Annotated in this window: 21 protein-coding genes and 1 riboswitch; of the genes, 6 read left to right on the top strand and 15 right to left on the bottom strand. The window is 34.0% G+C overall.

The genetic code is table 11. The features are described from left to right. The 4 genes from C3E88_RS02320 to C3E88_RS02305 form a co-directional block, all read right to left on the bottom strand. Window positions 1–429 (bottom strand): aspartate carbamoyltransferase regulatory subunit, encoded by a 429-nt coding sequence (locus C3E88_RS02320; protein ID WP_236908435.1) that lies wholly within the window; start codon window positions 427–429, stop codon window positions 1–3. Continuing rightward, window positions 430–1,353 (bottom strand): aspartate carbamoyltransferase, encoded by a 924-nt coding sequence (pyrB, locus tag C3E88_RS02315; RefSeq protein ID WP_236908434.1) that lies wholly within the window; start codon window positions 1,351–1,353, stop codon window positions 430–432. Between the two features lie 236 nt (window positions 1,354–1,589). Then, entirely contained in the window at window positions 1,590–1,853 is a 264-nt protein-coding gene (locus C3E88_RS02310; protein ID WP_236908433.1) for a spore coat protein, read from the bottom strand. Window positions 1,854–1,864: 11 nt separating this feature from the next. Further along, the gene (locus C3E88_RS02305; RefSeq protein ID WP_236908432.1) at window positions 1,865–2,074 is read right to left on the bottom strand and encodes a hypothetical protein; all 210 of its coding nucleotides are present in this window, start codon (window positions 2,072–2,074) and stop codon (window positions 1,865–1,867) included. A gap of 137 nt (window positions 2,075–2,211) precedes the next feature. On the opposite strand from C3E88_RS02305, the gene C3E88_RS02300 reads away from it, so the two are divergent. Then, window positions 2,212–2,475, top strand: a complete 264-nt coding sequence (locus C3E88_RS02300) for a YkuS family protein (RefSeq protein WP_236908431.1) — start codon at window positions 2,212–2,214, stop codon at window positions 2,473–2,475. A gap of 226 nt (window positions 2,476–2,701) precedes the next feature. On the opposite strand, the gene C3E88_RS02295 is transcribed toward C3E88_RS02300, so the two are convergent. Continuing rightward, window positions 2,702–4,048 carry an ISNCY family transposase gene (locus C3E88_RS02295; protein WP_236908430.1) on the bottom strand — a complete coding sequence of 449 codons (1,347 nt, stop codon included), beginning with the start codon at window positions 4,046–4,048 and terminating at the stop codon, window positions 2,702–2,704. A gap of 132 nt (window positions 4,049–4,180) precedes the next feature. Beyond that, window positions 4,181–4,278, top strand: a riboswitch (SAM riboswitch). Between the two features lie 84 nt (window positions 4,279–4,362). On the opposite strand from C3E88_RS02295, the gene C3E88_RS02290 reads away from it, so the two are divergent. From C3E88_RS02290 to C3E88_RS02280, 3 genes are read left to right on the top strand one after another with little or no spacing between them, the layout of a single operon-like run. After that, window positions 4,363–5,367: a methionine ABC transporter ATP-binding protein gene (locus tag C3E88_RS02290; RefSeq protein ID WP_236908429.1), complete on the top strand. Its 1,005-nt coding sequence runs from the start codon at window positions 4,363–4,365 to the stop codon at window positions 5,365–5,367. Continuing rightward, window positions 5,367–6,008 carry a methionine ABC transporter permease gene (locus C3E88_RS02285; RefSeq protein ID WP_236908428.1) on the top strand — a complete coding sequence of 214 codons (642 nt, stop codon included), beginning with the start codon at window positions 5,367–5,369 and terminating at the stop codon, window positions 6,006–6,008. Before C3E88_RS02290 ends, C3E88_RS02285 begins: the two co-directional genes overlap by 1 nt. A gap of 17 nt (window positions 6,009–6,025) precedes the next feature. Continuing rightward, window positions 6,026–6,832 carry a MetQ/NlpA family ABC transporter substrate-binding protein gene (locus C3E88_RS02280; protein WP_336513053.1) on the top strand — a complete coding sequence of 269 codons (807 nt, stop codon included), beginning with the start codon at window positions 6,026–6,028 and terminating at the stop codon, window positions 6,830–6,832. 50 nt (window positions 6,833–6,882) lie between these two features. Here the strand turns inward: C3E88_RS02280 and C3E88_RS02275 are convergent, their stop codons facing one another. Then, on the bottom strand, window positions 6,883–7,476 hold the full coding sequence (locus C3E88_RS02275; protein ID WP_236908426.1) for an HD domain-containing protein: 594 nt from the start codon (window positions 7,474–7,476) through the stop codon (window positions 6,883–6,885). Between the two features lie 98 nt (window positions 7,477–7,574). Here C3E88_RS02275 and C3E88_RS02270 point away from each other — a divergent pair, with 98 nt between their 5' ends. Next, window positions 7,575–7,751 (top strand): CDIF630_02480 family spore surface protein, encoded by a 177-nt coding sequence (locus tag C3E88_RS02270; protein WP_236908425.1) that lies wholly within the window; start codon window positions 7,575–7,577, stop codon window positions 7,749–7,751. Window positions 7,752–7,769: 18 nt separating this feature from the next. Here C3E88_RS02270 and nifJ read toward each other — a convergent pair whose 3' ends face one another. The 4 genes from nifJ to C3E88_RS02250 all read right to left on the bottom strand — a co-directional run bounded on the left by nifJ (window position 7,770) and on the right by C3E88_RS02250 (window position 15,582). Next, entirely contained in the window at window positions 7,770–11,294 is a 3,525-nt protein-coding gene (nifJ, locus tag C3E88_RS02265; RefSeq protein WP_236908424.1) for a pyruvate:ferredoxin (flavodoxin) oxidoreductase, read from the bottom strand. 161 nt (window positions 11,295–11,455) lie between these two features. Further along, entirely contained in the window at window positions 11,456–13,813 is a 2,358-nt protein-coding gene (ppsA, locus tag C3E88_RS02260) for a phosphoenolpyruvate synthase (protein WP_236908423.1), read from the bottom strand. Window positions 13,814–13,939: 126 nt separating this feature from the next. Further along, entirely contained in the window at window positions 13,940–15,298 is a 1,359-nt protein-coding gene (locus C3E88_RS02255) for a L,D-transpeptidase (protein WP_236908422.1), read from the bottom strand. A gap of 80 nt (window positions 15,299–15,378) precedes the next feature. Continuing rightward, window positions 15,379–15,582 carry a hypothetical protein gene (locus C3E88_RS02250; RefSeq protein ID WP_236908421.1) on the bottom strand — a complete coding sequence of 68 codons (204 nt, stop codon included), beginning with the start codon at window positions 15,580–15,582 and terminating at the stop codon, window positions 15,379–15,381. Between the two features lie 129 nt (window positions 15,583–15,711). Here C3E88_RS02250 and C3E88_RS02245 point away from each other — a divergent pair, with 129 nt between their 5' ends. Further along, complete coding sequence (locus C3E88_RS02245) at window positions 15,712–15,906, top strand: DUF378 domain-containing protein (RefSeq protein WP_236908420.1); 195 nt, start codon at window positions 15,712–15,714, stop codon at window positions 15,904–15,906. 47 nt (window positions 15,907–15,953) lie between these two features. Here the strand turns inward: C3E88_RS02245 and C3E88_RS02240 are convergent, their stop codons facing one another. From C3E88_RS02240 to C3E88_RS02220, 5 genes are read right to left on the bottom strand one after another with little or no spacing between them, the layout of a single operon-like run. Next, a complete protein-coding gene (locus C3E88_RS02240) occupies window positions 15,954–16,115 on the bottom strand; it encodes a hypothetical protein (protein ID WP_236908419.1) in 162 nt (53 codons plus the stop codon). Window positions 16,116–16,171: 56 nt separating this feature from the next. Then, on the bottom strand, window positions 16,172–16,708 hold the full coding sequence (locus C3E88_RS02235) for a class IV adenylate cyclase (RefSeq protein ID WP_236908418.1): 537 nt from the start codon (window positions 16,706–16,708) through the stop codon (window positions 16,172–16,174). Further along, entirely contained in the window at window positions 16,693–17,853 is a 1,161-nt protein-coding gene (nagA, locus tag C3E88_RS02230) for an N-acetylglucosamine-6-phosphate deacetylase (RefSeq protein WP_236908417.1), read from the bottom strand. Before nagA ends, C3E88_RS02235 begins: the two co-directional genes overlap by 16 nt. Before the next feature lie 23 nt (window positions 17,854–17,876). Then, on the bottom strand, window positions 17,877–18,602 hold the full coding sequence (gene nagB / locus C3E88_RS02225) for a glucosamine-6-phosphate deaminase (RefSeq protein ID WP_236908416.1): 726 nt from the start codon (window positions 18,600–18,602) through the stop codon (window positions 17,877–17,879). Between the two features lie 15 nt (window positions 18,603–18,617). Beyond that, on the bottom strand, window positions 18,618–19,310 hold the full coding sequence (locus C3E88_RS02220) for a metallophosphoesterase (protein WP_272878371.1): 693 nt from the start codon (window positions 19,308–19,310) through the stop codon (window positions 18,618–18,620). Between the last annotated feature and the right edge of the window lie 10 nt (window positions 19,311–19,320).

The raw sequence follows: 19,320 nt of genomic DNA, 5'->3' as shown, positions 1-19,320 counted from the left end.
TTAACCCTCCCAAGAATATATTTGGTCACAGTATTCACATTTGTATATACCTTTTTTCTCGTCTATTAGGACAAATCTATGAACTATATTTCTTTCTGCAGATGTAATGCATCTTGGGTTTTTACACTGGATTATTCCTTCAACTTTTTCCGGTAAGGATAAATTTATCTTCTCAACTATTTTTTCCTCTTCTATTACGTTTACTGTAATATTTGGATCAATAAAGCCCAACATAGCTAAATCCAAATCGATATTGTTTTCAATTTTTATTAAATCCTTCCTGCCATATTTTCTGCTAGGTGCATTCATAATTAATGCTACCGTAAAGTCTGCCTTATCTAATCCCAAATATTTAAAAATACTAAATCCATAGCCTACTTTTATATGATCAATTACAATTCCCTTAGCAATACTATCTATATATAACACTTACATCACCCCCAACAATTTAGAAATAAGAGCCATCCTAACATACATTCCATATTTAACTTGCTGAAAGTATTTTGCCCTTGGATCCTTATCAACTTCATAGCTTATTTCATTTACCCTTGGAAGTGGATGAAGAATAGCTAAATCCTTTTTTGCTAATTTTAGCTTTTCCTTATCTAAAATATAGCTATCCTTAAGCCTAATATAATCAGCTTCATTAAAAAATCGTTCTTTTTGTACTCTTGTCATATATAGTATGTCTAATTCCTGTATTACTTCTTCTAATCTTTCCACCTCTATATAGTCTATAGCCTTCTTATCTAATATTTCCGTCTTTATATATTCAGGTATTTTTAGTTCATTGGGAGAAATCAGAATAAATTTTACATTCTCGTATCTAGACATGGCCTTTATCAAAGAGTGAACCGTACGACCAAATTTTAGGTCTCCGCAGAGTCCTATAGTCAAATTGGAAAATTGCCCTTTAGTTTCCCTAATGGTAAACAGATCGGTTAAAGTTTGAGTGGGATGTTGATGACCGCCATCTCCTGCATTGATGATAGGAACTGGCGAATAATAGGATGCATATCTTGGGGCTCCTTCTTTTGGATGTCTCATAGCTATAATATCCACATAAGATCCTACCGTTCGAATTGTATCGGGGATACTTTCCCCTTTCATAACAGAACTAGAGCCAGGCTCTGAAAAACCAATTACCTTACCGCCAAGTCTCAACATAGCTGCTTCAAAGCTAAATCTAGTCCTAGTGCTAGGTTCATAAAATAATGTAGCAAGAATCTTTCCATCACATAGATTTGTAAACTTTTCTTCATCTTCAACTATTAATTCTGCTAGAGAAAATATCCTCTCCAGCTCCTCTATGGAAAAATCCTGAGGGTCTAATAGATGTCTTAATTTTATCATTATATTACCTCCTTTTAGCCTCTCCGGGCCTAATTAAAGGATTGCGTTAAAAAATGCCTTCCCTAAAGGAAGGCATAACTATTCCATATATTACGCTTTCCTTTCTGAACTCTCTGGTTCAGTTTAAAGGTGCCCAATTGTCATAATAAAAATACCATATATTAATGGAAGTGTCAATTACTTTTTAGAATCTTGATGACAAAAAATTAAGGACTCCAAAATAGAGTCCCATTTATCTATCTCATAGTCATGCCGCCACCGGTCAATCCAGATTTCACTTGTTGTATATCATTGGAATTGGCTGGTGGTGCTGGTGTATAATAACCTTTTTGTTCTGCTATCTGGAATAGCTGATATTGAAATTGTTCTGCTTCATTCCTTAATTGTTGTAATGTATTTCTAAGCTGTTGATTTGCACATTCGGTTATAGCCTTTGTATAGCTATCTATACTAGCTTTTGTCCCAGCTAATATGTCACTTACCATATCTTTTTCTTGCATAATTTTCCCTCCTATTTTAATGAATTTATTAAATTAGTAGCTGTAGTCCCTGAGTCCTGACCTGATTGCTTAAATAACTGTTTTATCTGCTGATCTTGACATTGGTTGGCATAGAAATCAAATTTGGTTGCCATAGTTTGATGGGCTCCTATTATTTCCCGTAAGGACTGTAGCTCCATTTGATTAATATTTCCCAAATTAACTGTATTTTTTAATGCCATAATATATCTCCTTTCCTCTGATTATTTAGGCTACGTTAATATTTTGTCTTTATCTTTCAGGATTTATTCCTGGTAAAAAACTGATAAATATTCTTAATGAATAAGGATATACTATTTTTATATGGGAGGTGATAATTTTGAAAAATAAAGTCGTAGTAGAGAATACCTTAACGCCCTATATTGAACATCTAAAATCCTGTGGTTACGATGTGTATACACTGTATAGAAATGATAATATAAGTAATATTGTCTCCGATGAATATAAGGCTATTATAGTTTCAGGATTAGATGTATTAGGTACTAGGGATGCAAGCTATGAAAAACCTCCAGTACCTATAATCGAAGCAAAAGGTCATACTCCTGAGGAGATTCATAGTATGCTAGAAAATAGGTATGAATAACATGTTTTATAAAATTACCCTGTCAATAACTTTTGAAAATGTCAGTAAAAATTATGTTAATTATCGCTTAAAAATGTCAGTAGTAGGATATAATAATAACATCTTTGGGGTTTTGATATTGTAGCTGTTCGATTTTAAATGTCAAGGGCAAGAGACGTACCCTTGACATTTAAAATCTCACTAGCTTGTTTTCCAATTAGCCCCAAAGGCTGTTAAAACATAGAAACTAAGCATATTTGCTTAAAAATATTTCTTCTAAGACACTAATTACTTCTTCGTAACTTTCATCGAAATAAATCCTTTTAAACTTATCGTGGCCATACTTGAAATAATGGTCATCTGGAGGAGTATATTTAGACTTTACGGATTCTTGCTTGGTTTCATGCTTCTTTTTAGGCTTTATGAAGTTAATTACTTCATAAACATTACCCTGGTATTCTGCTTTAATTCCTATTGAAGTACTGATTATGACAGTAATCTTTGATTTCTTGGGAACTTCAGGCAATCCAGGGTTTTTTAATACCTGAAAATGTCTATTGTGTATTGAAAAAACACTGCCATTATCAATGGTTCTTGTCTGTTTAACACATAAAATGTGATCCAAAACTAGATCATCAGGTATCTTACGATAAGCTAATTGAATTTCCTCTGGATCTACAGCAAACATAGAATTAAACTTAGAAATATACCCAAGAAGAAATTCATTAGCTTCTTCAACATTAGTAATCCCTGCAATTTTAAATTCAACAGGTAATCTACTTTGCAAAGTGTTCCAGAGTCTCTCTACTCTTCCTTTAGCTTGAGGCGACCGTGCAGTAATGATTGCAACACCTAATTCTTTCATAGCTCTACCGAATTGAGTATCATTAATGATTTTGCCATCCAACTGTTCTTCTATAGAAACTTTACTAGCATTGGGGGAGCGAAATATTGTATGTCTATCTGTATAAACACAAGCAGGAATACCATGGTTTAAAATCATTTGTCTAGTTATCTCCAAATATCCATGTAGACATTCATTTTTAGTCATATAGAGCCCGACAATTTCTCCAGAAGCATCATCAATAGCACCATGAAGGGAATATTTATTGTCATCGTCAAACCATTCAAAAGGAGTAGCATCAATTTGGATTAACATTCCCTTTCTAGATTTTCTCTTTCGTATATGATGATTTTTAGATTTACGCCTCTTCTTAGGGCTTACAATACCATTAGAGGTAAGCAGATTATAAAGAGCATTATAGCTAATAGAAATGTCTTCATGTTCAAGGAGAAGCTCCTGAAAGTGTTTAAAATTAGCATCCTTGTATTTATCAGTTTTTTTAAGTTTAACTATTTTTTGTTTAAAGTCATCATCAAAAGTATGGAGAGGTTTCTTATTAGTATTCTTGTGGATAAGGAATGACACGCCTTCACTTTCAACTCCTTTTTTTAGGCGATAAATTTGTCGTTCACTTAAGGCTAAAGCCTTAGCTGCTTCACAAGGCTTAAGATTTCCCTCAATCAAATTTTGGATGATTCTATACCTATTTAATTGTTTTTCAGTCAATAAATAATGCACCTCTTTTTTCATATTATTATTTTGACATAATCAAAAGATAATTATGAGATGACATTATCAAAAGATAATAACATGTTTTATAAAATTACCCTTGACAAAAAAAGATAACACTAATATAATTGATATCAATATCTAAATAATATGCTCTTATCAAGAGTGGTGGAGGGACTGGCCCTATGAAACCCGGCAACCTGTTGTAGCAAGGTGCTAAATCCAGCGGTATATAAACCGAGAGATGAGAGAGGATTTGTAACCTCTTTCTTTTGAAGAGGTTTTTTTATTTTAGTATCACATTGCCTAATTATCTGTACAAAGGGGGACAGTAATTGATTACAATCGAGAATCTATCAAAAAAATTTATATCAGGAAAAAATGAAATATGGGCAGTAAAGGATGTTAGCCTACATATTAATAAGGGTGAAATATTTGGAATAATAGGATTAAGCGGTGCAGGAAAGTCTACTTTGATCCGATGCCTAAATAGATTAGAAGAACCTACAGAAGGTAAAATTATTATAGACGGCATAGATATAATGACTTTAAATAAACATCAACTCCGTAATTCTAGAAAAGAAATAGGTATGATATTTCAACATTTCAACTTATTATCCCAAAAAACCGTATTTGATAATATTGCATTTCCTCTAGAATTGGAAAAACAGGATAAACATATGATCGAATCAAGGGTAAACGAGCTGCTGGATTTTGTTGAACTAACGGATAAAAAAAATTCATATCCTTCAGAGTTAAGTGGTGGGCAAAAACAAAGGGTGGCCATAGCACGAGCTCTGGTCAATAATCCAAAAGTATTACTAAGCGATGAGGCTACATCTGCTTTAGACCCAAAAACTACGGATTCTATATTAAAACTACTAAATCGAACTAGAAAGGAATTCGGACTGACCATAGTTTTAATTACCCATCAGATGGAAGTAGTTAGAGATATATGTGATAAGGTAGCAATTATGGAAAATGGTCAAGTCATAGAAACCAATACAGCCTTAGAATTGTTTAGCCATCCTAAAACTCAAACCGCTAAAACCTTTATCAATAGTTTAAATTCTAATGTGAAAGAGGAATTTATAAGGCCAGTGGACTTTGGTGGTAAAGTCATCAGATTGAGTTTTTTAGGAGATAGCGCTAGAGAACCTGTAGTATCGAGAATGATAAGACAATTTGATATAGAAGTCAATATATTATCTGGCAATATCAATGATTTGGTCAACACCAGCGTAGGGAATTTGATTCTTGGCTTATCTGGTGACCATGAAGAAATACAAAAAGCTATAGATTATCTAAATAAACAAAATGTAAATGTGGAGGTGATATAATGGCTGAATTGATTATTCCTTCATTATTGGAAACATTGTATATGGTAGTTTTCTCCACCATATTTTCATTAGCTTTAGGCTTTCCTTTAGGTGTTTTACTGGTAATTACTGAAAAGGATGGTATATGGGAAAAGCCAGCCTTTAATAATATATTGGATAGCATTATCAATATTCTTCGCTCTTTTCCCTTTTTAATATTGATGATTTTATTATTTCCATTGTCTAGAATAATTGTAGGTAAAACCATAGGTACTACTGCAACTATAGTGCCTTTATCCGTGGCTGCAGCACCCTTTGTTGCCAGGGTTATAGAAAGTGCTTTAAAGGAAGTAGATAAAGGAGTAATTGAGTTAAGCTTATCTATGGGAGCTACAGTACCTCAGATCATATTTAAAGTACTAATCCCAGAGGCTATGCCATCTCTTATCATGGGTATAACTCTAACCATTATAAATATAATAGGTTATTCGGCTATGGCAGGAGCCATAGGCGGTGGAGGATTAGGGGATTTAGCCATTAGATTTGGCCTATACCGGTTCCAAACGGATATAATGATAGTTTCAGTAATCATCATAATACTATTAGTCCAAGGTATACAATATTTTGGTAATAGATTAGCTATGAAAGTTGATAAAAAATAAAAGTAAAACAAGGGGGAATTGAATTGAAAAAAATCGTATCATTAATATTAATAACTATCTTAACTGTTTCATTGCTAGTTGGTTGTGGTAAAGGAAAAAATGACCTAAATACAATAAGAATTGGGGTGTCTCCAAAGCCTCATAAGGAGATTATTGAGCTTATTCAGGAAGATCTAGAAAAGGAAGGTATAAATATTAAAATAGTAGAGTTCACTGACTATATAAAACCAAACCTAGCTTTAGCTGAAGGAGAACTAGATGCTAACTTCTTCCAACACGAACCCTATATGAATGAGTTTAGAGAAGAAAAAGATATAAAAATAGTATCCGTTGGTGGAGTCCATATAGAGCCTATGGGACTTTATTCTTCAAAAATTAGTACAATTGATGAACTAAAAGATGGTAGTGAAATTGCTATACCTAATGATGTTACTAATGGAGGCCGAGCCCTTTTATTACTGGAAAAACATGGCCTAATAAAATTAAAAGATGAGGTGGGAATACTAGCTACGGAAAAGGATATAGAACAAAACCCAAAGAACTTGAAATTCACTCCTTTAGAAGCTGCATCCCTACCAAGGATATTAAAAGACGTAGATGGGGCTATCATAAATGGTAATTTCGCTTTAGAAGCAGGGCTTGTTCCAACTGAAGATTCCTTAATATTGGAAGACAAGGATTCCCCCTATGCAAATATTATTGCTATAAGAGAAGGGGAAGAAAAACAGGAGAGGTTTGTAAAATTAATGGAAGCATTACAAAGTGAAAAGGTTAATAAATTCATCGAAGAAGAATATAAAGGTGGAGTTATTCCAGCCTTTTAATCAAGTGTTCGGGCGGTTAAATACCGCCCCTTCATTTTATTAATATTAGTTTATTCTTTTACTATGTATCCTCTATCATAAGCATCTTCTATCATATTTTTCGTAAAATCCCATAGTTCATTGGAAGATTCCTTCAGCGGAGCTATTCTTTTATATATTTCTTTTTTAGACACATCAAACTTTTTCCAGGTTCCTCCGCCAGAAAAATAATTGTTAAAAAAAGGTTGTAATCTATCCATAGAGGCAGCAAACAAAGCTTCCTTGGTATTCATTTCTTCAAATTCATCCCAAAGTTTTCTTAATTCCATGCCTTTGTCTTCATCAAGCATACCAAATATCTTATCGGCAGCCTTCAGTTCCCTTTCTTTTTTATCCTTATTGCCTTCTACATCATAACAGAAAGTATCTCCAGCATATATCTCTACTAGATCATGAATTAATAACATCTTTATTACCTTACATACATCTATTTCTTCATTGGCATATTCAGATAAAATCATGGCCATTACGGATATATGCCAAGAGTGTTCTGCATCGTTTTCCCTTTTAGATTTGTCTATCAATGAAGTCTGCCTAAGGATGGATTTCATCTTGTCTAATTCTACTATAAATTCTATATCTTTTAGTAATCTTGCACTGCTCAAAATATCATCTCCCTATAATCTATTAAACATATTATTACCATATTAGTTTATCATATTTTCATCAATTACGTAAATAATAAATACAAGGAGGAGTTCTATTGGATAAAAAAGTAGATAACAAATACAAACAAAAAAAGCTATCCATTCCAATTGAAGAACAAAGATATGCTGCTTATTATGATATCGAGACATTGCAACCTGAATCCCAAGTACCAATTCCAACCTTAGAAGGGGTCGTAAGAGCAAAGGAATGGGTGGAAGAAAACCAAAAATAGGAGTAGAAATATCTACTCCTATTCCATTTCCGATAGCTTTTTGTAAAGTTGATATCGTTCCTTTGCGTCCTTTTCAGCTTTCTTATACAATTCTTCAGCTAATTCTGGGAAAGTGTTTTTGTTTTGAGAATATCTTACCTCTCCCATGATAAAATCTTTAAAGGAATCCTTTGGTTCTTTAGAATCCAATATAAATGGGTTTTTTCCTTGCTCTTTTAGTCTCGGGTCAAATCGATATAGATGCCAATAACCTGATTCTACGGCTCTTTTCTCTTCTGCAACGGATTTTCCCATGCCTAATCTTATACCATGATTTACACAAGGTGAATAGGCAATTATGAGTGAAGGCCCTTTGTAGGATTCTGCTTCTGCTAATGCTTTTAATGTATGATTCATATTGGCGCCTAATGATATTTGAGCTATATATACATATCCATAAGTAGCGGCCATCAAGCCCAAATCCTTTTTCTTGGTTTTCTTTCCTGAATAAGCAAATTTAGCTGCTGAACCAGCAGGGGTAGCTTTTGAGGACTGACCTCCCGTATTGGAATAGACTTCCGTATCAAATACTAAAATATTTACGTCTTCACCACTGGCCAAAACATGATCTAATCCACCATAACCTATATCATATGCCCAACCATCTCCCCCTACAATCCATAGGCTTTTCTTAACTAGAAAGTCCTTTCTCTTTAATATTTCAACTACTATATCGTTATCTTTATATCTATCATTATTTAGAGTATTCAATAGTTTAATAGATATCTTTTTTGACTCTTCTCCATCATCCATATTTTCTATCCATTGTTGAAACACTTCATTACATTCCTCACTAATGTTTGATCTTATGCCTTTCTCCATCAAATCCCTCAGCTTTTCTCGAATCTGCTTTACTGCCAAATGCATACCTAGACCAAATTCCGCATTGTCTTCAAAAAGCGAGTTGGCCCAACTAGGCCCTTTTCCATTATGATTTTTTGTATAGGGAATACTCGGTGCACTAGCGCCCCATATTGATGAACATCCTGTAGCATTAGCAATCATCATCCTATCACCAAATAGTTGAGTAGCCAATATCAAATATGCAGATTCCCCACATCCAGCACAAGCACCATGGAATTCTAACAAAGGTTTTGCAAATTGACTACCTTTTAAGGTAGTTTTAGGCATTAGATTATCCTTGTAGGTAATATTATTTGCTGCATATTCCCAATTATCTTTCTGTCTTTCTATCTCTTTATCTGCATCAACCATTACCAAGGCTTTATCCTTTGCTGGACAAATATCAGCACAATTGCCACATCCTGTACAATCTAATGGACTGACTTGGATTCTAAATTCTAGGTTTTCTAGCCCTTTTCCAACTGCCCTTTTAGTTTCAAAAGTACTAGGAGCCTTTTGCTTTTCCTCTTCATCTAACAGGAAGGGTCTAATTACAGCATGAGGACATACAAAAGAACATTGATTACATTGAATACAATTTTCCGTTTGCCATTGAGGTACCATTACTGCTATACCCCTTTTTTCATAAGCAGTAACTCCTAGAGGGAAGGTCCCATCTTCTATACCAACAAAAACAGAGGTTGGAAGATCATCTCCATCTAGTCTCGCCATTGGTTTTTGGATCCTTTTAATAAATTCTGGCTCATCTTTTATCTCTACATCCGCTAATTCTTCATTTCCCCAACTGTCTGGTACATGTACTTTTACTAAACCCTCTAGGGCTTTATCAATTGCTTGATAGTTCAACTTCACAATCTCCTCGCCCTTTCTACCATAAGTCTTAAGGACAAACTCTTTCAAATGAGCTACTGCCTCCTCTATTGGCATCACATCTACTAGTTTGAAGAAAGCTGTTTGCATTATCATATTAATCCTTTTTCCTAAACCTATATCCTGAGCAAGCTTTTCGGCATCTATAATATAGAAATCTACATTGTGTTCTTTAATATGTTTTTTTAGCTGACTAGGTAGATGTGTATCTAACTCTTCTTCCTTCCAAGGACAATTTAATACGAATATTCCTCCATCTTTTAAACCCTTCAATATATCATAATGGTATATATAGGATTTATTGTGACAGGAAATATAATCTGCATCGTATATCAAATAGGAAGATTTGATAGGGGTTTTCCCAAATCGCAAATGAGAGACCGTAGTCCCCCCAGATTTTTTACTATCATAGGAAAAATACCCTTGAGCATATAGATCCGTATTGTCACCTATTATCTTAATGGCCATCTTATTTGCCCCTACTGTACCATCGGAACCCAATCCCCAGAATTTACATTTGATATTATCCTTTGGAGAATTATCTATTTTCTCCTTTAACTCCAAAGATGTATGGGATACATCATCAACTATACCTATAGTAAATCGGTCCTTGGGATTTGGCCTATTTAAATTTTCAAATACTGCAACAATCTGAGCAGGAGTAGTATCCTTAAGTCCTAATCCATATCTACCTCCCACTATTAAAGGATTAATATCTAAATCGTAAAATATGGATTTTACATCTAGATATAGAGGTTCTCCTAGGGAACCTGGCTCCTTAGTCCTGTCTAGTACTCCAATCTTTTTTACGGTTCTAGGTAGAACTTGTAGGAAATGTTTCTTAGAAAAAGGCCTATAAAGATGTACTTTAATTAAACCTACCTTTTCTCCTCTGTGTATTAGATAATCTACTACTTCTTCTATGGTTTCACATACTGAACCCATAGCAACTATGATATTTTCTGCTTTAGGATGACCATAGTAATTAAATAGTTTATAATCCCTACCGGTAATCTTATTGATTTCCTCCATATACTCTTCAACTATATCTGGTATTCTCTCAAAAAAGGGATTTGCCACTTCCCTTCCCTGAAAATATATGTCAGGGTTTTGGGCTGTACCTCGTAGTACAGGCCTCTCAGGGTTTAGGGATCTATTTCTAAATTGTTCTACTGCATCAAAATCCAATAGTTTCATTAAGTCATCATATTCTATTACCTCTACTTTTTGTATTTCATGGCTAGTTCTGAATCCATCAAAAAAGTGTAGAAAAGGTACTCTTCCCTTTATAGCTGAAAGATGGGCTACTCCTGCTAAATCCATTACTTCCTGTACACTGTTGGAACAGAGCATAGCAAAACCTGTTTGTCTCGTTGCCATTACATCTTGATGGTCACCAAAAATACTCAAAGCATGGGTAGCAATAGCCCTAGCACTTACATGAAATACAGCTGGTAATAGTTCACCTGCCATCTTATACATATTTGGTATCATAAGTAGAAGCCCTTGAGAAGATGTATATGTGGTAGTTAATGCTCCCCCCTGTAGGGCTCCATGGACAGTGCCCGAAGCTCCTGCTTCCGATTGCATTTCCATTACTTTAACTTCCTGATCAAATATATTTTTTTTACCAGTACTAGACCAGGCATCGACTAATTCTGCCATAGGTGAAGAAGGTGTAATTGGGTATATAGCTGCTACCTCGGTGAAAGCATAGGAAATATAGGCTGCAGCTTCATTTCCATCCATTGTTCTCATTATCCTTGTCATAGCAAACCTCCATATTATTATTCTGATATTTAGTATTTTACAAATTAGAATAATAATACATATTATTGATAAAGCTTTTTATATCATCCATCAATAATATAAAGAAAAGACCTTTGGAAATACTCCAAAGGTCTTTTCGAAGGTCTATTAATAATTTTTGGTTACAGGCTTCTTATTTTATTTAATATCATCCTCTGTTCTACAGTAGCAACCAATCTCCTCGTATAGGCGACTGTATCTGGGTTAACACTTATACTATCAATCCCTTCTTGAACTAAAAACTCTGCAAACTCTGGATATTGAGATGGTCCTTGTCCACAGATAGATATAGTCTTTCCATGTTTGTGGGCCGCTTTGATAAGTATGGATATGGCTCTTTTAACGGCTTCGTTTCTCTCGTCAAAATATCCCATATTGTTTAGAATACCTGAATCCCTATCTGCTCCCATTACCAATTGAGTTAAGTCATTACTTCCAATACTAAATCCATCTACCATTTGCGCAAACTCTTCAGCTTCAAATACTACTGACGGTACCTCTGCCATTATCCATATCTTAAAGCTATTGTCTTGCACTAGCCCTTCTTCTGCCATTATTTTTTTAACTTTTTCAAGTTCCCAAGTTGTTCTTACAAATGGAAGCATTGCCCATACATTAGTCAATCCATATTCTTCTCTTACCTTTTTCAAAGCTCTGCATTCTAGTCTAAAACCTTCTTCATATTCTGGAGATATATATCTAGATACTCCTCTCCAACCTATCATTGGATTGTTTTCAATTGGTTCTACTTCATCTCCACCTTTTAGTCCTCTAAACTCATTGGTTCTGAAATCCGATAATCTAACCACTATAGGTCTTGGATATATCTCCTGAGCTACCATCATAATCCCTTCTGACATCTTATCTATTAGAAGTTGCCCTTGCCCAGTTTTTACTAAATACATAGGGTGAGCACCTATCATGTTGGAAAATATAAATTCCGTTCTCATAAGTCCTATTCCATCAAAAGGTAAATTCTTATACCTTCCGATTATAGATGGTTCTCCTAAATTCATATAAATTTTGGTTGCAGTAATCGGTGCCAACTGATGGATAAGATTTTCATCTATAACTCCTGAAGATACTGCTACATCTTTATCTTCCTTTTCCTCTTCTTGCAATACTATACCTTCATATACTACTCCCCTAGTTGCATCTACCGTTATCTCCATACCTTCTTCTAACATTTGACTGGCTTCCTTAGCACCAACTATACATGGGATACCTAATTCCCTAGAAACTATCGCAGCATGGCAAGTCCTACCGCCTTCATCTGTTACCACAGCACTAGCCCTTCTCATAGCTGGAACCATGTCTGGATTGGTCATTACTGTAACCAATATATCTCCTTCTTCTACCCTGGATATTTCCGATATATCCTTGATGTTTTTCACCTTTCCACTACCTATTCCTGGAGAGGCAGGTAGTCCTCTAACCAACATTTTTAATTCCTTCTCTTCTTTAACCTTTTCCACTGAAGTCCCTCCTTTTAAGGTAGTTATGGGCCTTGATTGTAGTATATATAGTTCATTGGTATCCTTATCAAAACCCCATTCTATATCCTGAAAACTGCCGTACAATTCTTCAATTTTCAATCCATATTCAGCTAACAGTAATATTTCTTTCTCTTCTAGACATTGTTTATTGATATATTCAGGTCCTATAAAGTCGCCAACATTTACTTCAACTGTACCTACACCTTCATCTTTTTTCACTATCATCACAGTTTTTTCTGCAATATGTTTTTCTATAATTTTCTTATCTTTTTTATTTACTATATATTCATCAGGAGTTACAGCTCCAGATACAACTGCTTCTCCTAAACCCCAGCTAGCATTTATCATAATTTCATCGGTGTCATTATTAACTGGATTGGCGGTAAACATTACACCGGACTTTTGACTATTGACCATTTTTTGTACTACAGCCGATAGACTAACCTCAAAATGGTCAAATCCATGATTCTCCCTATAATATATGGCTCTTGCCGTCCAAAGGGAGGCCCAACATTTTCTTACATGGTTTAATAATTCTTCCGCACCACTTATATGAAGATAGGTATCCTGTTGTCCTGCAAAAGATGCCTCTGGTAAATCTTCTGCTGTAGCAGAGGATCTAACAGCTACTTCCGAATTTTGTACACCTATTTGCTGGTTAAGATGTTTGTACGCTAATATGATTTCATCAGCTAAATCCTCAGGTATTTTAGCTTCATTGATGGTCTTTTGTATTTGAGAACTTGCCTTTTGTAACTCAATAGAATCTTCTACGTCTAGATTAGAAATACTCGCTCTTATTTCACTACCTAAATTCTCACTATCGATAAAATAGTTGTATGCCCCAGCAGTTACACAAAATCCTGGCGGAACATCTAGACCCTTTTGAGTAAGCTCTCCTAAATTGGCTCCTTTACCTCCCACTATGGGTATATCATTTTTGTCAATTTGATTAAACCATTTGATATACTTAAACTCTCCCATATATTATACCTCCTATTGTCTTGTTTGTATGTATATATTATAGCACATTTAATTAAATGTGCTATACTTTTTAATGATTTTTTTAAATTTTTTTAAATAAACATCTTAAGGCATGCCTTAAGATGTTTATTTAAACACTATTACAGCAGAATCATTTACATCCAGCCAGTCAAAAAGAAATTTTGCATGGCTAGTATAGTTTCTTACGCATTTATGAGATCGAGGAAAAGTGCCAATAGTAAATAAAAACTCCCTCATCCCTGGATCAATATTTTTTCCATTTTCCTTAATATATTCTACTGGAATTCCATGTATATAGGCTCCTTGGGCAAATCTAACTCCATAAGGAGCATATCCAGCTATTTCATCGCTACCTTCTCCAAGATAATAAAACCTTTCTTTTTTATCCAACACCTTAAACTTTCCTATCGGCGTTACATAGCTAGCTTTTCCCTCTACTCCCGTAGTTGCCAATCCATAAGATACCAGTGTCCAATTATCTCCTCTATTTTCAAATACTCCTTGGTTCTGGTTTTTTATATCTACTACCACTACCTTAGATAGGGTATCTAGATTATTGTCCAATGATATATATTTTTTAGGTATCCAGTATTGACCTTCATAGTCAATTATTTTGACTTTATAATATCCCTTGATCTCGTCTTTAATAAAAACCATCATCCCATCAGGTACATATCTAAATTGACTTTTATCCTCTAGATTCCTATATGCAGGGGCTGATTGATAGGCTTGCGTCCCATATTGATCCATAGCTTTGTTATTTATTAACGGTGGTGAACCGTTAACATCCTTATAATTGGATACATATCCATACCTATTGGTAGCTATAGCCTCTTCAAGAGTTAGAATTTGGTTATGCATCTCGCTGAATCTAAAGCTTCTCAATTCCCCTGAACTTGCTGGGATAAATCCATGAAAAGGGTAGCCATCTTTGTTGCTCCAGGAGACTAGATACCATTTGTCAGAATTTCCATCTTTTCTATATTGACCTATTACTTCCTTTGACACTTTTAATTTTTCATAAATGTATGCGGAGGCTACTACATTAGCATTAGTTGTAGGCTCCATATATATATCTATTTTATCTTTAGTAATAAGTATATAGTCCTCAGGCATAAGATAGCGCTTATACATTAAGTCTGTATCAAAATTGTTTTTATCTTTTGAGTTAAAGCTTTTGTTTACTATGAAATTGCTTAAGTTCATATTTATTTTGCTAGATTTTTCTTCCTGGTCTTTTCCAGTAAGTATGTAATCTATATTTGGGCTTTTTAATGTTTTTTTCGTCAATCTTTCATCTTCTTTGATACTAGAATTGTTGATTTCCGTTTCTAAATCATCATCATTAATTTTTTCATTCTCAACATCCTCTACTACATTGGGTTTCTTTAAAGTTTTGGGGCTACAGGAACTAGCTATTAATATAAATCCTATAATTAATAATGCAAATTTATATCCCTTCATCTATTATTTATCCTCCTCTTTAAATGGTATATTCTTATTATTCCATTAAAAATAGAAAAAATCCCGTAATGGATACGGGATTAGAATACACCACAATTGCAGAATATGATTACTAGCAATAAGAAGAAAAATAATAGTGAGTCATCATTTCTGTCAAACCAGCATTCATTGTTAAACAAAACTACTAGCAATAGGAAGAAAAACAATAACTCATCATTCATTCCTCCTAAAACACCATCAAAACAACCATTTCTTCTTCCAGCAACATTAGCCTCTTCTACCATCTAAATAACCTCCTTCTTGATTATCTTCTCAATTTATATTATGATAGGAGGCTATTTATTGTTACTTTTATTGAATATTTATTTTTTATCTTGGAATAATATTCTTAAAATATAAAAAGGAGTGAGTCCATGGATACATTAGCATTAACTTTAGTCATAATAGGGGCAATAAATTGGGGATTAATTGGATTATTTCAATTTGATCTAGTTGCTGCTATCTTTGGTGGCTCTAGTTCTGTATTAAGTAGAATAATATACGGATTGGTAGGATTGGCAGGAATATATTCTTTTAAGTTCTATTCTGACAGAGAAAAGACTTCCTAATTATTAATTTATTAAAGCAAATAGATAGCTAATTAGCTATCTATTTGCTAGAAAAACCCACCTATTAAAAATATAATCAGGAATATAAATAGTATATTGCCATCAAACCCACCATCAAAACCACCGCCAAATAGTAGAAGCAAAACAAATATCAACAATATAGAACTACTGCCACCTTGAGTCAATCCTTGTAATAAATCGTTTAACATCTAAAAACCTCCTCAAAATCTACTTTATTATATATTATTCATTATATAGATTTTGGTTACAAGTTTTCTTTAAGCTGGATTATAGATTTGGTAGAAATGTTCTTTCTGTCAATTTCAAGTAGTTCTATTGCCTTTTCCAAATCTTCTTCATTTTCTACTTCTATTTCCATATAGGGATAAGGATAGGTATTCTCATCCCATCTATCTAAATCAAATCTTATATTTTCGTAGACATAGGAAGTTCTATATTTATAGCCTTCACCTATTATTTCATATCTTAAACTTTCAAGGATGGATATCATGGCTTTTTTATCCCCTATTTCTGTAGTAGTTTCTATATTTTGTCTAATGGCTTCACTGCCTATATTTTGTTTCAAAGTCAAATTAATGTGGACTTCCTCAGTTAATAGATCCTTTATCTCCCTTATCCTCAAATAACTATTTAAATCTTCATTTATATAATTATCCTTGGAATCAAATATGGTATTAATTTGATATTCTTTAGATATCAAATTAGCCCCTAATTTGATCAGTCTATCTTCCATCTCATCTAAATCTATATTTAAAACCTTTACCTCTATCTCTTTAGCCATATTGGATTACCTCCCACTATAGAGGCAGCAATATTTATATTTCCATCTAATAAAATCAAATCTGCATCTTTTCCAACTTCTATACTACCTTTATTTCTATCAACTCCTATAGCTTTTGCAGGAGTCAAGCTTGCCATTCTAATGGCATGATGAATTGGTATATTTAAATAATGCACCATATTAAACACTGCATCCCTTAAATTAAGGGTAGAACCAGCTAAACTACCACCTTCTAACCTTGCCGCACCATCTTTGACTATTACCTTTTGGCCTCCTAATTCATAATCCCCATTTTCTAAACCTGCTGCTCTCATAGCATCTGAAACCAATATAATCTTATCGATTCCTTTCATCTTTAAAGCCATCTTAACTGCAGCATCATGTAGATGAATTCTATCATATATAAGCTCACAAAAAACTCTATCATCTGTTAAGGCTGCCCCTACGATTCCCGGTTCCCTATGGGAAAAACTTCTCATGCCATTGTATAGATGGGTAGCTACAGTTGCTCCATGATTTATTGCCCCTTTCGTTTCATCAAAGGTTCCATTGCTATGGGCCATAGCTACAGTTATCCCTTCTGAAACTAGGAAAGATACGACTTCAAGGGCTCCTTCTTTTTCAGGCGCTAAAGATACCATCTTAAGATTTCCCTTGGATATTTTGACTATTTCCTTCATATCTTTCATATTTGGGGTTTTAATATATTCAGCTGGCTGTGCTCCCTTCTTATCAATTGAGAAAAAAGGTCCCTCCAAATGAATTCCCAATAGTTTAGATTTATCTTCCTTGTTTTTATATTGAACAATATTTTCAGAAGCCTTGATCATATTTTCATAAGATGAAGTAATTACCGTACCTAAAAAGGAAGTTACTCCATTTCTTAAATGAAATTCTGCCATCTTATCTAACGCTTCTTCAGTACTATCCATTACATCATAACCAGAATTACCATGATTATGGATATCTATAAGCCCTGGAGCTAAATATTGTCCTTTTCCATGGATTACCCTATCGGTTGATACTTCACTTAGTTCCTCATCTTTACCAATTCCTGCTATCTTTCCATTCTCTATTAATACTTCCCCACCATACAATATATCAAAAGGGGTAATTATATTTACATCTTTGATTATAACTCTCATAATATCACCTTCTTTACCACTATTTAGCCATTGTAAGCTTCTTCATCAACTATAACAGTAACATCTGGATGTAATAACAACATACTGGCTGGTAGATCTGTAGTTATTTTTTCGCCTTTTAACAGTTCCTTAATAACTTTTGCCTTTTTCTTGCCATTGGCCAATAGAATTATCTTTTTGGCTTTCATAATACTGCCAATTCCCATGGTTATTGCTGTTTTTGGTACTTCATCTATGGAATCAAAAAATCTGGAATTGGCTTCAATAGTTGACTGAGTTAAATCTACTATACTAGTACCTACATTTAATTTTTTATCAGGTTCATTAAAGGCAATATGCCCATTTTCGCCAATGCCTAATATCTGGATATCTATGCCTCCTTTTTCTTCTATTAATCTATCGTATTCTCTGCAATAGCTTTCAGGATCCTCAGCTTTTCCATCGGGCACAAAGGTATTTTCCATATTTATATTTATATGATCAAATAACACGTCTTTCATAAAATAGTGGTAACTATTTGGATGGTCATCATCTATTCCTACATATTCGTCTAGATTAAAAGTAGTCACATTAGAAAAATCCAATCCTTCTTCTTTATGAAATCTAATCAACTCCTGATACATACCTACTGGAGTACTTCCTGTCGCTAGCCCCAATACTATGTTCGGATTTTTAACCATTTCATCCTTTATTATATTTGCTGCTTCCTTGCTAATGCTTTCATAGTCCTTTTTTACAATCACTCTCATATTTCATTACCCTCCTCATAAAATTATTTTTCTTGGGATAAAATCTATATAATCACTGGAAACGCAGTAAAACTGTATTCCTTGGACCATATCTTCAATTACATAGTTATGACCTTCTGCATGGAGATGACCATATATACATATATCCACATGATACTCTTCCATAAGGTTTACAAATCCATTGGGAGTTGAATCCATATTAAAAGGTGGATAATGCAACATGGCTATTTTTACATCTACATTTTTATCAATAGAATCTAAGGATAGTTTTAACCTGTTTAACTCCCTATTAAATATCCTTTCATCTTTTTCGCTAAAATCTTCTACATCTTCAGATATCCACCCTCTAGTTCCGCCAATGCCAACATTTTCATAAGTAAAGCTACTATTTTGTAAGAAAATTATAGAATCTAAGTTCAATTCCTTTAGTTTCTTCGGTCCTTGCCACCAGTAATCATGATTGCCTTTTGTAATTATCTTTTGTCCAGGTAATTGGTCTATCCTCCTTAAATCGGCATAAGCTTCATCAAGCTTTAACGCCCAGGAAATGTCCCCAGGCAATAATACTATATCTTCATCATCAATTAAACTATTCCAATTTTTGAATATCTTCTCTTCATGATCAACCCATTGTTCCCCAAATATATCCATGGGTTTTTTCTTGGAGTAATCCAAATGTAAGTCTCCTATTGCATATATCAAAGGCATCACCTCTATT

This window comes from Clostridium sp. Cult3, assembly GCF_021655115.1.
In the GTDB taxonomy this organism is placed as follows: Bacteria; Bacillota; Clostridia; order Tissierellales; family Tepidimicrobiaceae; genus PPXY01.
This window is presented reverse-complemented; position numbering and strand designations above follow the sequence as displayed.

Excerpts from the sequence above, each read along its gene's own strand:
- pyrB (WP_236908434.1), bottom strand. The coding sequence starts at position 1,353 with ATGATAAAATTAAGACATCTATTAGACCCTCAGGATTTTTCCATAGAG.
- C3E88_RS02310 (WP_236908433.1), bottom strand. The coding sequence starts at position 1,853 with ATGCAAGAAAAAGATATGGTAAGTGACATATTAGCTGGGACAAAAGCT.
- C3E88_RS02305 (WP_236908432.1), bottom strand. The coding sequence starts at position 2,074 with ATGGCATTAAAAAATACAGTTAATTTGGGAAATATTAATCAAATGGAG.
- C3E88_RS02295 (WP_236908430.1), bottom strand. The coding sequence starts at position 4,048 with ATGAAAAAAGAGGTGCATTATTTATTGACTGAAAAACAATTAAATAGG.
- C3E88_RS02285 (WP_236908428.1), top strand. The coding sequence starts at position 5,367 with ATGGCTGAATTGATTATTCCTTCATTATTGGAAACATTGTATATGGTA.
- nifJ (WP_236908424.1), bottom strand. The coding sequence starts at position 11,294 with ATGACAAGGATAATGAGAACAATGGATGGAAATGAAGCTGCAGCCTAT.
- ppsA (WP_236908423.1), bottom strand. The coding sequence starts at position 13,813 with ATGGGAGAGTTTAAGTATATCAAATGGTTTAATCAAATTGACAAAAAT.
- C3E88_RS02255 (WP_236908422.1), bottom strand. The coding sequence starts at position 15,298 with ATGAAGGGATATAAATTTGCATTATTAATTATAGGATTTATATTAATA.
- C3E88_RS02250 (WP_236908421.1), bottom strand. The coding sequence starts at position 15,582 with ATGGTAGAAGAGGCTAATGTTGCTGGAAGAAGAAATGGTTGTTTTGAT.
- C3E88_RS02245 (WP_236908420.1), top strand. The coding sequence starts at position 15,712 with ATGGATACATTAGCATTAACTTTAGTCATAATAGGGGCAATAAATTGG.
- C3E88_RS02240 (WP_236908419.1), bottom strand. The coding sequence starts at position 16,115 with ATGTTAAACGATTTATTACAAGGATTGACTCAAGGTGGCAGTAGTTCT.
- C3E88_RS02235 (WP_236908418.1), bottom strand. The coding sequence starts at position 16,708 with ATGGCTAAAGAGATAGAGGTAAAGGTTTTAAATATAGATTTAGATGAG.
- nagA (WP_236908417.1), bottom strand. The coding sequence starts at position 17,853 with ATGAGAGTTATAATCAAAGATGTAAATATAATTACCCCTTTTGATATA.
- nagB (WP_236908416.1), bottom strand. The coding sequence starts at position 18,602 with ATGAGAGTGATTGTAAAAAAGGACTATGAAAGCATTAGCAAGGAAGCA.
- C3E88_RS02220 (WP_272878371.1), bottom strand. The coding sequence starts at position 19,310 with ATGCCTTTGATATATGCAATAGGAGACTTACATTTGGATTACTCCAAG.